At 64.2% G+C, this 14,274-nt stretch carries 13 protein-coding genes and 1 riboswitch; of the genes, 5 read left to right on the top strand and 8 right to left on the bottom strand.

Translation table 11 applies throughout. The features are described 5' to 3' along the window. Positions 1 to 38: 38 nt before the first annotated feature. From ribBA to glyA, 7 genes are all read right to left on the bottom strand, one after another. Complete coding sequence (gene ribBA, locus ACT01B_RS04090; RefSeq protein ID WP_445146111.1) at positions 39 to 1,130, bottom strand: bifunctional 3,4-dihydroxy-2-butanone-4-phosphate synthase/GTP cyclohydrolase II; 1,092 nt, start codon at positions 1,128 to 1,130, stop codon at positions 39 to 41. A 77-nt stretch (positions 1,131 to 1,207) separates the two neighbouring features. Beyond that, positions 1,208 to 1,849, bottom strand: a complete 642-nt coding sequence (locus ACT01B_RS04085) for a riboflavin synthase (RefSeq protein ID WP_445146110.1) — start codon at positions 1,847 to 1,849, stop codon at positions 1,208 to 1,210. 147 nt (positions 1,850 to 1,996) lie between these two features. Then, positions 1,997 to 2,166, bottom strand: a riboswitch (FMN riboswitch). A gap of 112 nt (positions 2,167 to 2,278) precedes the next feature. Next, positions 2,279 to 3,295 (bottom strand): Gfo/Idh/MocA family protein, encoded by a 1,017-nt coding sequence (locus ACT01B_RS04080; RefSeq protein ID WP_445146109.1) that lies wholly within the window; start codon positions 3,293 to 3,295, stop codon positions 2,279 to 2,281. Beyond that, positions 3,292 to 4,161 (bottom strand): phytanoyl-CoA dioxygenase family protein, encoded by an 870-nt coding sequence (locus ACT01B_RS04075; RefSeq protein WP_445146108.1) that lies wholly within the window; start codon positions 4,159 to 4,161, stop codon positions 3,292 to 3,294. The genes ACT01B_RS04080 and ACT01B_RS04075 overlap by 4 nt, the downstream gene beginning before the upstream one ends. Positions 4,162 to 4,202: 41 nt before the next feature. Continuing rightward, the gene (gene ribD / locus ACT01B_RS04070) at positions 4,203 to 5,267 is read right to left on the bottom strand and encodes a bifunctional diaminohydroxyphosphoribosylaminopyrimidine deaminase/5-amino-6-(5-phosphoribosylamino)uracil reductase RibD (RefSeq protein ID WP_445147422.1); all 1,065 of its coding nucleotides are present in this window, start codon (positions 5,265 to 5,267) and stop codon (positions 4,203 to 4,205) included. A 233-nt stretch (positions 5,268 to 5,500) separates the two neighbouring features. Beyond that, positions 5,501 to 6,019, bottom strand: a complete 519-nt coding sequence (nrdR, locus tag ACT01B_RS04065; RefSeq protein ID WP_445146107.1) for a transcriptional regulator NrdR — start codon at positions 6,017 to 6,019, stop codon at positions 5,501 to 5,503. A gap of 80 nt (positions 6,020 to 6,099) precedes the next feature. Continuing rightward, positions 6,100 to 7,353 (bottom strand): serine hydroxymethyltransferase, encoded by a 1,254-nt coding sequence (glyA, locus tag ACT01B_RS04060; RefSeq protein WP_445146106.1) that lies wholly within the window; start codon positions 7,351 to 7,353, stop codon positions 6,100 to 6,102. Between the two features lie 144 nt (positions 7,354 to 7,497). Between glyA and ACT01B_RS04055 the strand changes: the two genes are divergently transcribed. From ACT01B_RS04055 to ACT01B_RS04045, 3 genes are all read left to right on the top strand, one after another. Beyond that, a complete protein-coding gene (locus ACT01B_RS04055) occupies positions 7,498 to 8,601 on the top strand; it encodes an alpha/beta hydrolase family protein (protein WP_445146105.1) in 1,104 nt (367 codons plus the stop codon). A gap of 2 nt (positions 8,602 to 8,603) precedes the next feature. Further along, on the top strand, positions 8,604 to 9,206 hold the full coding sequence (locus ACT01B_RS04050; RefSeq protein ID WP_445146104.1) for a TetR/AcrR family transcriptional regulator: 603 nt from the start codon (positions 8,604 to 8,606) through the stop codon (positions 9,204 to 9,206). 99 nt (positions 9,207 to 9,305) lie between these two features. After that, positions 9,306 to 10,301 carry an aldo/keto reductase gene (locus ACT01B_RS04045; RefSeq protein WP_445146103.1) on the top strand — a complete coding sequence of 332 codons (996 nt, stop codon included), beginning with the start codon at positions 9,306 to 9,308 and terminating at the stop codon, positions 10,299 to 10,301. A gap of 29 nt (positions 10,302 to 10,330) precedes the next feature. Here the strand turns inward: ACT01B_RS04045 and ACT01B_RS04040 are convergent, their stop codons facing one another. Further along, the gene (locus ACT01B_RS04040) at positions 10,331 to 11,206 is read right to left on the bottom strand and encodes a DUF817 domain-containing protein (protein WP_445146102.1); all 876 of its coding nucleotides are present in this window, start codon (positions 11,204 to 11,206) and stop codon (positions 10,331 to 10,333) included. Between the two features lie 213 nt (positions 11,207 to 11,419). On the opposite strand from ACT01B_RS04040, the gene ettA reads away from it, so the two are divergent. Further along, the gene (gene ettA, locus ACT01B_RS04035) at positions 11,420 to 13,081 is read left to right on the top strand and encodes an energy-dependent translational throttle protein EttA (RefSeq protein WP_445146101.1); all 1,662 of its coding nucleotides are present in this window, start codon (positions 11,420 to 11,422) and stop codon (positions 13,079 to 13,081) included. 177 nt (positions 13,082 to 13,258) lie between these two features. Beyond that, entirely contained in the window at positions 13,259 to 14,071 is an 813-nt protein-coding gene (gene pyrF, locus ACT01B_RS04030) for an orotidine-5'-phosphate decarboxylase (protein ID WP_445146100.1), read from the top strand. Positions 14,072 to 14,274 lie beyond the last annotated feature (203 nt).

The raw sequence follows: 14,274 nt of genomic DNA, 5'->3' as shown, positions 1-14,274 counted from the left end.
GACGATGAGGGGAGACGTGGCGAGGGAGGCGTTTCCCCTCAAACGTACTCGACCACCTCAAGCCCGAATCCACCCAGGCCCACCATCTTGCGTGGCGTACCCAGCACGCGCAGCTGGCAGATGCCCAGGTCGGCCAGGATCTGGGCGCCGAGGCCAAGCTGACGCCATTCCTGCTGCTGCACCTCTTCCGGAGCCTGGGCCACCGGCTGGCGATTGAGGCGACGCAGCAAGGCGTCCGCGCTGTCCTCACCGGAAAGCACCAGCAACGCACCGCGGCCTTCATCGGCAATGCGTCGCAGCCCGGAGGTGACGGTCAGGCCAAGATCGTCGCGCTGCAGATGCAGCACATCGGACAACGTGTTGCGCACGTGCACGCGGGTCAGCACCGGCGCGCCGTCGTCCACCGTGCCGCGCACCAGGGCGAAATGCAGGCCGTGATGGATGGCGTCGCGATAAGCGACCAGGCGGAATGGGCCGAATTCGGTCTGCACCTCTTCTTCGTGGACGCGCTCGACGGTCTTCTCGGTTTCCAGGCGATAACGGATCAGGTCGGCGATGGTGCCGATCTTCAAGCCGTGCTTCCTGGCGAAAATTTCCAGCTCGGGGCGACGAGCCATCGAGCCGTCCTCATGCAGGATCTCGATCAGCACGGCGGAAGGCTCGAGCCCGGCCAGCGCGGCGAGATCGCAGCCGGCCTCAGTATGGCCTGCCCGGGTAAGCACGCCACCGGGCTGGGCCGTGAGCGGAAAGATATGACCGGGCTGCGAGAGGTCCTGCGGCTTCGCATCCGACTTCACCGCCACCTGGATGGTGCGTGCGCGATCGTGGGCCGAGATGCCGGTGGTGACGCCTTCCGCCGCTTCAATCGAAACCGTGAAGTTGGTCTGGTAGGGCGAGGTATTGTCGATGACCATGGGCTTGAGGCCCAGCTGGCGCGTGCGCTGCTCGTTCAAGGTCAGGCAGACCAGGCCGCGTGCCTCGCGCACCATGAAGTTGATGTCCTCGGGCCGCACCATCTGCGCGGCCATGATCAGGTCGCCTTCGTTCTCGCGGTCCTCGTCATCAAGGATCACGACCATGCGGCCGGCGCGGATGTCTTCGAGGATTTCGGGGATGGTGTTGAAGCTCATGGGATCTGTCCGGAAAAATGTTGGGAGTCACGGAGTTCTTGCTCTCATCCCAGCGAACGCTGGGATGACGGCCTTAATCAGGCAAAGCCATGCTGCTTGAGAAACGCCTCATCGAGCTTCGGCGCGTCGCCACTGCCGATAAGCCGCTCGATATAACGCGCCACCACGTCCACTTCGATATTCACCGCATCGCCCACGCGGCGCGCGTGGAACGCGGTGTGCTCTACCGTGTGGGGAATCAGGTTGACGCCAAAGCGATGGCCGGCGACTTCATTGACGGTCAGGCTGGTGCCGTCGATGCAGACCGAGCCCTTGGCGGCGATATAGCGCGACAGCGCGGCCGGCACTTCGAAGGTCCAGCGCAGCGAGCGTCCGTCCGGCGTGATCGATACTACCTTGCCCAGGCCATCGACATGGCCGGACACCAGATGGCCGCCCAAACGATCGGCCAGGCGCAAGGCCTTTTCGAGATTGACCGGATCGCCGGCTTTCAGCTTGCCCAGGGTCGTGAGCGACAGCGTCTCGTTGGAGACGTCCGCGCCGAAGCCCCGCGATTCCAAGGTGACCGCAGTCAGGCATACGCCGGAGACAGCGATGCTGTCGCCCAGCTGCACATCGGCAAGGTCGAGGTCGGCCGTATCGACATGCAGCCGCACATCACCGCCGCGCGGTTCGAGCCGCGCGATGCGGCCCACGGTCTGGATGATCCCAGTGAACATCAGCACACCTCCTTGGCGAAGGGGGCGACCGAATGGTAACGAAGCTGGCTATAACGATGCTTGGACATGAAACGTTTCCCGCGTGGACAGCATGCGAAAAACGCCCCAAGGCGTCTGGCAGGCACGCGCCCGTGAAGGCGTGCACCGTACCGTCTTCTCTCATCCGGACTTTCTAGATGCTGTCGCCAGCTTCCAACCGTCGGCTCCGGATTTGGACCGGATCTGCTGACCTTCCGGCAGGACCGGAAGCGCTCGCGGGCTCATACCCGAAGGTACCTACCGCCGGTGGGGAATCGCACCCCGCCCTGAAGACGTTGTTGTGGTTCGCCGGCGAACCGGCCGTTGCAGTCTACCACCTTCGCTGGCGGCGCCCCGGGCGAGATCGTGCATGGAGCTGAACAATCTGTCCGGCCAGCCGCCCGCATCGACTCATGCCCCGATGGGTTGCTCGGTCTGGCGGCGATAGTCCCGCAACACCTGATCCATCACCCAGCTCGTGCGCGCACCGCTTTCCGCTGTGGACGGACACGCACCGGCCTGGCCGGTCAGCTCGGCCACGATGGTTTCGACCAGCGGTTGCTGGATATGCAAAGGGTTGTTGATGCGAAGTTCCTTGGCGCCGTCGGCGTTCTCGACCCGGATCGGACCGTCGCCGAAGGTGGCAAACGTGATCCGGCCGCGATCACCGATCACTTCGATCTGATCGTGATGCTGGTAGCTGCCGAAATGCCACAAGCCGGTACCGAGCATGCCGTTGCCAAAGGCGAACGACATCGCCACGGTATCCTCCACCGGGTAGGCACCGAGCTGATTGCTGGCGTGGCCGCTGGCCGAGGCGATGGGGCCGAACAGCCAGTCCAGGATGTCCAGCGTGTGGCAGCCGATGTCCATGAAGATGCCGCCACCGGAAATCTCCGGCCGCACATGCCAGGGCAGGTTCTCCGGGTCGTGGTAACGCGGATGATGTGGTTCGTGCAATACGCTGTTGACGATGCGTGGCTTGCCGATGACCTGCTGATCGAAGATCAACTCGCGCACCTTGAGGAAGCGCGGCAGCTGACGGCGATAGTAGGCTACGAACACCGGCACGTTCGCTTCGCGACCGGCATGAATGATCGCCGCGCATTCGGCGGCATCCATCGCCATGGGCTTTTCCACGTAGACCGGCTTGCCCGCTGCGATGCTCATCAGCGCGTATTGCTTGTGTGTCGACGGCGGTGTTGCCACGTACACGGCATTGACGTCCGCATCGGCAATCAACGCGGCGGCATCGTCGTACCAGCGCGCCACGCCATGGCGCTGCGCGTAGTCGCGCGCCTTCTCGCCATCGCGACGCATCACCGCCACCAGCGAGGAGTTCGGCGTCCTGCTGAAGGCAGGACCGCTCTTTACCTCGGTGACATTGCCGCAACCGATGATGCCCCAGCGTAGGGATGGCGTCGTCATGTGGTCTTGAACTCCTTGCCGAGAAACTGCTGGTGATAGGCGTGATACATGTTCACTTCCGGGTGCTTCGCGCGCTCGACTAGATGAATACGCAAGGCTTCGCGTACGTTTGGTTCCAGCGATGACAGGTAATCCAGCGTGTACTCGGTGTGATCGAGCACACCGAAGTGGCAGGTCGGCGGGCGCGTGCGTGAATGGAAGCCGAGATGGATGGTGATGCGCCGGTCCTTGAGCACGCCGCCGTAACCGCGATGCACGGCGTAGTTGTTGTAGAACACCGCTTCGCCCGGCTGCACCACGATTTGCTTGCCGCCGCTCAGCTCGGCAGCGTCCACCGGCGCCATTTTCTCGGAATGGCCGAAGATCGCACGCTCCTCCGCATTGAGCTGACGCCGATGGCTTCCCGGCACGATCCACAGGCAGCCGTCAACGGTCAGCGGCATATTCATTTGCACGTAGTTGTAGGCGTAGTCGTCGCTAAACCAGTTCAGGTCGATCAGCTCGTCGGGCACCTGCAGCACGTCGCGATGCCAGCCCTGCCGATAATCGATGCCGGCATCGCCGTAGAACAGCGAAGCGCCATCGATGACGATGCCATCGCCGAGCAGATCACGGGCAACGGCAAGCATGTCCGCGTTACAGATGATGTCCTGGATGCCCCGAATGGCCTTGCCCGGCTGCAGGAATTGCAGGTTGCTCATCTGCTGGGTATCGCCCCGTTCGCGGCGCGACGCTTCGACGGCCGCAAAGTAACGGGCAACACTGGCATCGTCCAGAATCTTGCGGATCAGGTAGCCCTGTTCGCGGAACGATGCACGCTCCGACTCCGTCAATACGCTGGTCTGCAGCAGCTGCGACTGGGTCATGCCCTTTACCTTTGGCCTCGAATTCGAAAGAAGCGCCACACTTAGGCGGCGGGTCGCAACAACAATCGAAGGTCGTCACCGACGGCGCGGCGATCGATGGTCTGCAATTTCCAACGCGCAGCCATAGCCGTCAACGAGGGTAGCTGCAGCAGCGGCCGTGCGGTGTCGCCGAGCAGCAAGGGCGCCACGTAGATCAACAGCTCATCGACCAGACCGGCGGCGAACAGCGCGCCGCACAAGGTAGGGCCGGCTTCCACATGCACTTCGCTGCAATGACGATGCGCGAGCACGCCGAGCACGGCCGATAAATCCAGGACATCGCCCTGCTCTGCTACCGCAGCGTGCTCAATCGTGTGGAAACGTTCGTCATTCGCCTTTGCACGCTCGCCATGCAGCAGCAGTGTGGGCGCGGCGCCGTCCAGTACATGGCTACCAGCGGGCGTGCGTAGTTGACGATCGAGTACCACGCGCAACGGTGGCGTAAAGGCTTCAGCATCGGGCAGGCGCACATTCAAGCGTGGATTGTCCGCCAGCACCGTGCCGGAGCCGGTAAGGATCGCCGAGCTACGGGCACGCCAGCGCTGCACATCGGCCCGTGCAGCGTCACCGGTAATCCACTTCGACTCGCCATCGGCGAGCGCCGTGCGGCCATCCAGGCTCATCGCGAGTTTTACCCGCACCCAGGGGCGTCCGCGCTCGATGCGGCTGAAGAAACCGATATTGAGTTCGCGTGCGCGCTCGCGCATCAGCCCCGTCTCGACCACGATGCCGGCATCGCGCAGCTTGCCGATGCCGCGGCCGGCGACTTGGGGAAAGGGATCCTCGGCGGCAATCACCACTCGGGCCGCGCCGGCGGCAATCAGTGCATCGGCACAGGGCGGTGTGCGGCCGTGATGCGCGCAAGGTTCCAGTGTTACGTAAGCGGTGGCGCCGCGCGCCTGCTCACCGGCCTCGCGTAGGGCGAACACTTCCGCATGCGGTTCGCCAGCTCGCTGATGAAAACCCGTGCCGACCACCTGTTCGCCATGCGCAATCACGCAGCCGACGCGGGGGTTGGGCTGGGTGGTGAACATGCCGCGCTCGGCCAGGCGCAGGGCGTGCGCCATGTGGGTGTGGTCGATGGCGGTGAAGGTGGGGGTCATTGCAGAAGCGTCTCGCATTGCCGTCACCTGAGTCTATGCGAAAGCTGCCTCTGCCTCCTCTCCCCGGAGGGGAGAGGATTGAGGTGAGGGGCGGGTGCTCGCGGAAGTGTCACAACGAAAGCCGGCTTGGACCCAGCAATTTCGCAAGATTGGCCCCTCACCCCAGCCCTCCCCCCGGAGGAGAGAGGGAGAAAAGCTCAGGACTTCTTGCGGCGCGCGACACTCTCGCCCAAAAGCGAAAGCTGCAACGCCTCCAGCTCGGGCAGGTCACGCTCCAGCTTCTCGATTTCCTCGCGGAACGCCTGCACGTCCTCGAACTTGCGGTAGACCGAGGCAAAACGCACATAGGCCACCTGGTCGAGCTTCTTCAGCTCACGCATCACCAGCTCACCCACCTGTCGCGACGGCACTTCGCGCTCGCCGGAACGGCAAAGATCGTTGACGATCTCGCGCACGGCGGCATCCACCGAATGGGTCGGCACGGGCCGCTTTTGCAGGGCGCGCTCGAAGCTCACGCGCAACTTGCGCTCATCGAACGGCTCGCGACGCTCGCCGCTCTTGACGATAGTGGGCAGCTTCAGCTCCGCCGTCTCGAACGTATTGAAACGCTCGCTGCACTTGGGACACTCACGACGACGACGCACCGTGGCGCCATCTTCGGTCAGGCGCGAGTCAATGACGCGTGTGTCTTCGTGCTGGCAGAAGGGGCAATGCATGGGTTAGCCGTGAGTATGCAGGAGTGGGAAAGCAGTGACCATGTCTTTACTCTCCCGCTCCCGCCTGCTCGTCCCCGGCCTCAGCCGTAAACCGGGAACTTATGGCACTGCGCCGTGACCTGCTCGCGTACGCGGGCGATCACGGCCTCGTCGTTCGGCGCATCCAGCACGTCGCAGATCCACTGGGTCAGTTCGACCACGTCGGCTTCCTGGTAACCGCGCGTGGTGATGGCCGGCGTACCCACGCGCAGGCCCGAGGTGACGAAGGGCTTGCGCGGATCGTTCGGCACCGCGTTCTTGTTGACCGTGATATGGGCCTTGCCCAGCGCTTCTTCCGCATCCTTGCCGGTGATATCGCGACCGATCATATCGACCAGCATCAGGTGATTCTCGGTGCCACCGGAGACGATCTTGTAGCCGCGCTCGATAAAGGTCTTGGCCATCGCCTTGGCGTTCTTCACCACCTGGGCCTGGTAGACCTTGAACGACGGCTCCAGCGCTTCCTTGAAGGCAACCGCCTTGGCCGCGATCACGTGCATCAGCGGACCGCCCTGGATGCCAGGGAACACGATCGACTGCAGCTTCTTCTCGATCTCTTCGCCCGCGTCCTTCGCCACGATGATGCCGCCGCGCGGACCGCGCAGCGTCTTGTGCGTGGTGGAGGTGACCACGTGCGCGTGCGGCAGGGGGCTCGGATACACGCCTGCGGCGACGAGGCCGGCGACGTGCGCCATGTCCACGAACAGGTAGGCGCCTACCTTGTCGGCGATAGCGCGGAAGCGGGCCCAGTCCATGATCTGCGAGTAGGCGCTGAAACCGGCCACGACCATCTTCGGCTTGTGCTCGAGAGCGAGGCGCTCGATTTCGTCGTAGTCGACCAGGCCCTGCTCGTTGACGCCGTACTGCACGGCGTTGAACAGCTTGCCCGAGATATTGACCTTGGCGCCGTGGGTGAGGTGGCCGCCATGGGCCAGGCTCATGCCGAGGATGGTGTCACCCGGCTGCAGCAGGGCGAGGTAAACCGCCTGGTTGGCCTGTGAGCCAGAGTGCGGCTGCACATTGGCGTAGGTAGCGCCAAACAGCTGCTTGAGACGATCGATGGCCAGGCGCTCGGCAATGTCAACGTATTCACAACCACCGTAGTAGCGCTTGCCCGGGTAACCCTCGGCGTACTTGTTGGTCAGCACGCTGCCCTGCGCTTCCATCACGCGCGGGCTGGCGTAGTTCTCGGAAGCGATCAGTTCGACGTGATCTTCCTGGCGACGCGCTTCGTCGGCCATGGCCTGGGCCAGTTCATTGTCATAACCGGCGATCGTCTCGTGCTTCGGGAACATCCTGACCTCGTGGGGTGGCAAGCGGGTTCGAACGCGAAAGTGTAGCTGTGATGGGGTTTCGCGGCCACCGTCGGGCACTTGCCGACGCCATTGCGTACATTGTACCGTACGTTGCACGCAACCTTTCGATCGGGGATCTTCGCCATGACGACCGACTTTCCGCGCACCACCACGCACCGGCTGCCGCCGAGCCACCGTTTTCGCTGGCTCGCGCTTTTGCCGGTGACCCTGGCCCCTGTGGCGGTGTGCGCCCCATCCGTGACCGGGGTCGGCATGGCGCCGATCCATATCCCCGACCCGGTCAGCGGTGGGCAGACCGATGGTTATGTGTTCTACCCCTCGCCCCTGCCCGTCCATGGCACCACGGCGATCGGCCCCTACAACGTGGCGGCCATTCCCGATGCCCCAGCGCTTCCAGGCGCCAAACCCCTGGTGGTGATTTCCCACGGCCACGGTGGCAGCCGGCTGGGCCACCATGACCTGGCCGCGTACCTCGCCAGCCACGGCTTTATCGTGGCCACGCTCAACCACCCGAAAGACGATTTCGAGGACGCCGGTGGTGCCGGACATATCGAGGTGCTGGCCGGTCGACCGATCCAGGTGAAGTCGACCATCGCCACCTTGCTTGGTGATCCGCGCTGGAAGAACCTGATCGATGCGACCCGCATCGGCGTGGCGGGCTTCTCTGCCGGCGGCTATACGAGTTTGCTGATTGCCGGTGCCAAGCCACGTTTCAGCCGCTTTATCGGCTACTGCGAGCGCCACCCGGACGACGCGCAGACCTGCGGCGATGCGCCGAAGTTCAAGGCGGAGGCCGCCAAGTCCGGCCACACGCTCGAGCAGGTGTTCGACGACATGCAAGGCGAGCTCGGTCGTTGGGGCGACACGGCCGATCCGCGCGTGAAGGCTGCTTTCGTCATGGCCCCGCTCAGCCTGATCTTCGATGAGCACGGCTTCGATAATGTGCACATTCCCTTGTTCCTGTACTACGGCCAGTACGATCACGTGCTGCTGCCGGACGAGAATGCCCGCTACATCCGCCCCACGCTCAAGACGCTGGTGGCCGTAAAGGAAGTGCCCAAGGCCGATCACTGGGTATTCCTGCCACCCTGCTCGGAGGCGCTGGCGAAGGATATTGGCCCGCTGTGCAGCGACCCGCCGGGCGTGGATCGCGCCAAGGTGCATGCGCAGATCAACGCCGATGCACTGGCCTTCTTCCGCAAGACACTCGACGTGCAAGGCCGCTGATCGTGCCCAAAGCCCTGAGCGAGGCTGAAACCGAAGCATTCCGCGTACGCATCTGCCAGGCGGCCGCGGAACTGTTCGTGAAGGAAGGCCCGGGCGCCGTCACCATGCGCCGCATCGCCACGGAAATCGGCTGCGGCACCATGACGCCCTACCGCTACTTTAGCAACAAGGAACAGATCATCACCGCGGTACGTACGCGTGGCATGCATCGCTTTTCCGAAGCATTGGAACGCGCACTGGACACGCCAGGCGACGGACGCACGCGCAGCCGCGCCGTGCGCGATACCTATATCGCGTTTGCGCGCGAGAACACAGCCACTTATCGGCTGATGTTCGAGTACCCGGAGACCGAGCGCGACGACGCGGCTTATCGGGAAGCCCATGCACGCATGTGGCGCACTGTCGCCGCTCACGTGGAGGTGATGATTGCCGAGGGCGTGGTCGCGGCGGACGCAGCAATCCTGGGTCACCAGGTCTGGGCCGCCCTGCATGGCGCGGTCATGCTGGAAATCGCCGGTCTGCTGCCTGAAGGTTATGACGCCGCATCGCTGCACACACGCACGGCAGGCACACTGTTCGACGCCGCCAAACCGCGCCAGCTCTGAGCTTCCTCTCCCCGCAGGGGAGAGGAAAACGAGGCTCGGCACATGGCAAGCTTTTCTCACCTGTGCACCATAGGGGACTCCACCCTGCGGAGCTCCCCCATGAAGTACCGCACCCTCGGCCAGCACGGCCCCAAGGTGTCTGCCCTCGGTCTCGGCTGCATGGGCATGTCCGGCATGTACGGCGCTGCCGATCGCAGCGAAAGTATCGCCACCATTCATGCCGCGCTCGATGCCGGTGTCGACCTGCTCGATACCGGTGACTTCTACGGCATGGGTCACAACGAGATGCTGATCGGCGACGCGCTGGTCGGACGCCCACGCGACAGCTATCGCCTCAGCGTGAAGTTCGGCGCCCAGCGTGGTCCCGCCGGCGACTGGCTGGGTTACGACGCACGGCCTGCGGCGGTGAAGACTGCACTCGCCTATACGCTGCAGCGCCTGCGCACGGAATACATCGATATCTATCGCCCCGCGCGCCTGGATCCGAACGTACCGATCGAGGAGACCGTGGGTGCCATCGCCGATCTGGTCAAGGCCGGCTACGTGCGCCACCTGGGCCTGTCCGAGATGGGCGCCGATACCATCCGCCGCTCTCACACGGTGATGCCGGTGTCCGACCTGCAGATCGAATACTCGCTGATCTCGCGTGGCATCGAGACAGCCATCCTGACCACCTGCCGCGCACTGGGCATAGGCGTCACTGCCTATGGCGTGCTCTCGCGCGGCCTGATCAGTGGCCACTGGTCCAGGGACCAGGCTACCGACGCCCGCGATTTCCGCCAGCACAGTCCGCGCTTCCAGGGTAACAACCTCACGCACAACCTCGGCCTGGTCGAACTGCTGCGTGAGCTGGCCGAGGCACGCGGGGTCAGCGTGGCGCAGCTGGCGATCGCCTGGGTGCTGGCGCGCGGCGACGACATCGTCCCCTTGGTCGGCGCGCGTACGCGAGCACGCTTGCAGGAAGCCTTGGGGGCGCTGGACGTGACATTGGGGGTCGACGATCTCGCCGCCATCGAGCGTGCCGTCCCGCCCGACGCGGCCGCGGGCGAACGCTACAACAAGCAAGGCATGGCATCGCTGGACAGCGAACGCTGAGTACCAGCGAACGCGAAATGCCGTCGCCCCTACGAGAGACCCGATCGATACCGTCGGCGCGCCACGACCGATACCAGCACGTAGCTGATGATCATCAGTAGCAGCCACGCACCCAGCTTGCCCAGTGGCACCATGCTCCAGGCGTGCCGCTGGGCGGGGTAACGCCACGCTGCGGCAAACGTGCCCAGATTCTCCGCCAGCCAGATAAACAGCGCCACCAAGACGAAGCCAAGCAGCAAGGGCATGCGCCGATGCTTCTGGCGTATGCGGAAGTGGATCCATGTGGGGCCGAACAAGCACGCGACGGCGGCAAACAATAGCCAGCGCGCGTCCGGCAGGAAGTGGTGGGTGAAGAAGTTGAGGTAGATCGCGATGGCCAGCCACGCCGTCGCGGCAAAGGGCGGATGCCGCACGAAGCGGAAATCGAACAGGCGCCACGCCCGGGCGATGTAGCTGCCCACCGAGGCATACATGAAGCCGGTGAACAGCGGTACTCCCGCGATGTGCAGCACCGACGGCTCGGGGTAGATCCACGAACCCATAGCGGTCTTGAATACTTCCATGGCGGTGCCAACCAGGTGGAAACACAGGATCACGCACGCTTCGTCGCGCCCCTCCATCCTGGTCGCGATCAAAAGCAGCTGGATCGCCAGCGCTGCCAGGGTGAGGAAGTCGTAGCGTGCCAGCCCTGCCCCAGCCGGATACCAAGCCCAGCTCGCCAGCAGCAAGGCCAGCATGCAGCCCCCGAACAGGCAGGCCGATGCCTGTTTCAGGCCAAAACAGATCAGCTCATGCAGCGCGATAGCCCAGTGACCTCGCGGCGCCGCCCATGCCGCTACCTGCCCGTCCAGCGCGGCAAACGCCCGCAGCGCGGCGCCTGCCTCCATCGTGCCGTGGCCTGCCATGGCAGTCTCACCTTTGGAAAAGACCAGCATGACGAGGCTGGCTGGCCGTTAGCCGCAAGCCCATGGCCGAACAAGGGCAGGAATGTCGCGCCGTCAGGGCCTGTCGGCGTCACCGGGATCACCCAACAACCCGCTATAATGAGTGGTTTACACCCACTCTGAATGCACTGCCTGCCCTCTGCGGCTGGTGTCGTGCACGCCGCCGGAGGCTCCATGCAATACATCTACACCATGAACGGGGTGAGCAAGATCGTCCCGCCGAAGCGCCAGATCATCAAGGACATCTCGCTCAGCTTCTTCCCCGGCGCCAAGATCGGCCTGCTGGGTCTGAACGGCTCGGGCAAGTCGACGGTGCTGAAGATCATGGCCGGCGTGGACAAGGACTTCCAGGGCGAAGCCCGCCCGGCGCCGGGCATCAAGGTCGGCTACCTCGCGCAGGAACCGCAGCTCGATGCCGAGAAGACCGTGCGTGAAGCGGTCGAGGAAGGTGTGTCGGTGATCCTCGATGCGCAGAAGCGCCTCGACGAGGTCTATGCCGCCTACGGTGAGGAAGGCGCCGACTTCGACAAGCTGGCCAAGGAACAGCAGGAGCTGGAAAACCTGCTGGCGGTGAACGACGCCCATGCGCTCGAGCGCCAGCTCGAAGTGGCCGCCGACGCGCTGCGCCTGCCGCCGTGGGACGCCAAGATCGGCCCGCTGTCCGGTGGTGAGAAGCGCCGCGTGGCGCTGTGCCGCCTGCTGCTGTCCAAGCCGGACATGCTGCTGCTCGACGAGCCGACCAACCACTTGGATGCGGAATCGGTCGACTGGCTGGAGCAGTTCCTGCAGGACTATCCGGGCACCGTGGTGGCGGTGACGCATGATCGCTACTTCCTCGAGCACGCTGCCGAGTGGATCCTCGAACTCGACCGTGGCCGCGGCATTCCGTGGAAGGGCAACTACACCGATTGGCTGGAACAGAAGAGCGAGCGCCTGGCCCGCGAAGAAGCCGCCGAGAAGGGCCGCCAGAAGGCTCTCGCACGCGAGCTCGAGTGGGTGCGTTCGGCTGCCAAGGGCCGTCAGTCCAAGGGTAAGGCGCGTATCAACCGCTTCGAGGAATTGAACTCGGTCGAGTACCAGAAGCGCAACGAAACCAACGAACTCTATATCCCGCCAGGCGAACGCCTGGGCCAGGAAGTGATCGAGTTCAAGAACGTGTCGAAGTCGTTCGGCGACCGCCTGCTGATCGACGACTTGTCGATGAAGATTCCGCCGGGCGCGATCGTCGGCGTGATCGGTCCGAACGGCGCGGGCAAGTCCACCCTGTTCAAGCTGATCACCGGCCAGGAAACGGCCGACCAGGGCGAAGTGAAGCTCGGCCATACCGTGCAGCTGGCCTACGTCGACCAGTCGCGCGACAGCCTCGATCCGAACAAGAACGTGTGGCAGGAAGTCTCCGACGGCGCCGACATCATCACCATCGGTCGCTACGAACTGCAGTCGCGCGCGTACATCGGCCGCTTCAACTTCAAGGGCACCGACCAGCAGAAGCTGGTGGGCAGCCTGTCCGGTGGTGAGCGCGGTCGCCTGCACCTGGCCAAGACGCTGATGCAGGGCGGCAACGTGCTGCTGCTCGACGAACCGTCGAACGATCTGGACGTCGAAACGCTGCGCGCGCTGGAAGACGCGATGCTGGAATTCCCGGGTTGCGCGATGGTGATCTCGCATGACCGCTGGTTCCTCGATCGCATCGCCACCCACATCATCGCGTTCGAAGGCGACTCGCACGTGGAGTTCTTCCCCGGCAACTACAACGAATACGAAGCGGACAAGAAGCGCCGCCTCGGCGACGAAGCGGCCCGGCCGCATCGCGTGAAGTACAAGAAGCTGGCGTAAGTTTCGCACTTGCTCCCTCTCCCCCAAAGGGGAGAGGGTTGGGGTGAGGGGCCACGGCTGGCCCCTGTCCTCAACAGAACCACACCATCATCTAGCGATACGGCAAGACCACCCCTCACCCCAACCCTCTCCCCGGAGGGGAGAGGGAGTAAAAGGCGGCGGCGAGGAGAGAATCCGATGCACTTCATGCAGGCGCTGCAACAGGCATGGACCCGCAACAACTCGCTGGTCTGCGTCGGCCTCGATCCTGAGCCGAGCAAGTTTCCCGCCCACCTGCGCAACACGCCGGATGCGGTATTTGAATTCTGCCGTGCCATCGTCGACGCGACAGCGGACCTGGTGTGCTCGTACAAGCCGCAGATCGCCCACTTCGCCGCCTTGCGCACGGAGGATGCGCTGGAACGGCTGATCGCCCATATCCACGCCAGCCATCCCGGCGTGCCGGTGATCCTCGACGCCAAGCGCGGCGATATCGGCAGCACGGCGCAGCACTATGTGACGGAAGCATTTGAGCGCTACGACGCGGACGCGGTGACGCTCAATCCGTATCTCGGCCGTGACTCCATCCAGCCGTTCCTCGATCGTGCCGACAAGGGCGTGATCCTGCTCTGCCGCACATCCAATCCCGGCGGTGCGGATTTCCAGGCGCTCGACTGCGGCGGCCAGCCGCTCTACCTCCGCGTCGCCGAAACCATCGCCCGCGACTGGAACGGCAACGGCAATTGCGCGCTGGTCACCGGCGCAACCTGGCCAGAAGAGCTGGGCCAGGTGCGTGCGGTCGTCGGCGACATGCCGCTGCTGGTGCCGGGCATCGGCGCGCAGGGCGGTGACGTGCAAGCGGTGCTGAAGCATGGCCGCAGCGCCAACGGCACGGGCCTGATGATCAGCTCCTCGCGCGCCATCCTTTACGCCGGCAACGACGAGAGTTTCACCCAGGCTGCCCGCGCAGCAGCCATCGAGCTGCGCGACACGATCAACCGTTTCCGCTAATCAGCACGACGCTCTGATGCAGGAGCGCACCCTGTGCGCGATTACGGCGTCACCGCTACTTAGGCTTTTCACTCGGGCCATCCTTGACCCTCGCCCTGCGGGCAGCTGGCGCTGTGCAAACCGGCAGTCGTGCCGGTTTGTCACTCGGGCCATCCTTGGCCCTCGCCCTGCGGGCAGCTGGCGCTGTGCAAACCGGCAGTCGT

The organism is Dyella sp. Tek66A03, from assembly GCF_052567735.1.
This window is presented reverse-complemented; position numbering and strand designations above follow the sequence as displayed.

What these genes read in the sequence shown, in the direction of transcription:
- ettA (WP_445146101.1), top strand. Translation starts at nt 11,420, where the DNA reads ATGCAATACATCTACACCATGAACGGGGTGAGCAAGATCGTCCCGCCG.
- pyrF (WP_445146100.1), top strand. Translation starts at nt 13,259, where the DNA reads ATGCACTTCATGCAGGCGCTGCAACAGGCATGGACCCGCAACAACTCG.
- nrdR (WP_445146107.1), bottom strand. Translation starts at nt 6,019, where the DNA reads ATGCATTGCCCCTTCTGCCAGCACGAAGACACACGCGTCATTGACTCG.
- ribBA (WP_445146111.1), bottom strand. Translation starts at nt 1,130, where the DNA reads ATGAGCTTCAACACCATCCCCGAAATCCTCGAAGACATCCGCGCCGGC.
- ACT01B_RS04055 (WP_445146105.1), top strand. Translation starts at nt 7,498, where the DNA reads ATGACGACCGACTTTCCGCGCACCACCACGCACCGGCTGCCGCCGAGC.
- ACT01B_RS04085 (WP_445146110.1), bottom strand. Translation starts at nt 1,849, where the DNA reads ATGTTCACTGGGATCATCCAGACCGTGGGCCGCATCGCGCGGCTCGAA.
- ACT01B_RS04045 (WP_445146103.1), top strand. Translation starts at nt 9,306, where the DNA reads ATGAAGTACCGCACCCTCGGCCAGCACGGCCCCAAGGTGTCTGCCCTC.
- ACT01B_RS04080 (WP_445146109.1), bottom strand. Translation starts at nt 3,295, where the DNA reads ATGACGACGCCATCCCTACGCTGGGGCATCATCGGTTGCGGCAATGTC.
- ribD (WP_445147422.1), bottom strand. Translation starts at nt 5,267, where the DNA reads ATGGCGCACGCCCTGCGCCTGGCCGAGCGCGGCATGTTCACCACCCAG.
- glyA (WP_445146106.1), bottom strand. Translation starts at nt 7,353, where the DNA reads ATGTTCCCGAAGCACGAGACGATCGCCGGTTATGACAATGAACTGGCC.
- ACT01B_RS04040 (WP_445146102.1), bottom strand. Translation starts at nt 11,206, where the DNA reads ATGGCAGGCCACGGCACGATGGAGGCAGGCGCCGCGCTGCGGGCGTTT.
- ACT01B_RS04075 (WP_445146108.1), bottom strand. Translation starts at nt 4,161, where the DNA reads ATGACCCAGTCGCAGCTGCTGCAGACCAGCGTATTGACGGAGTCGGAG.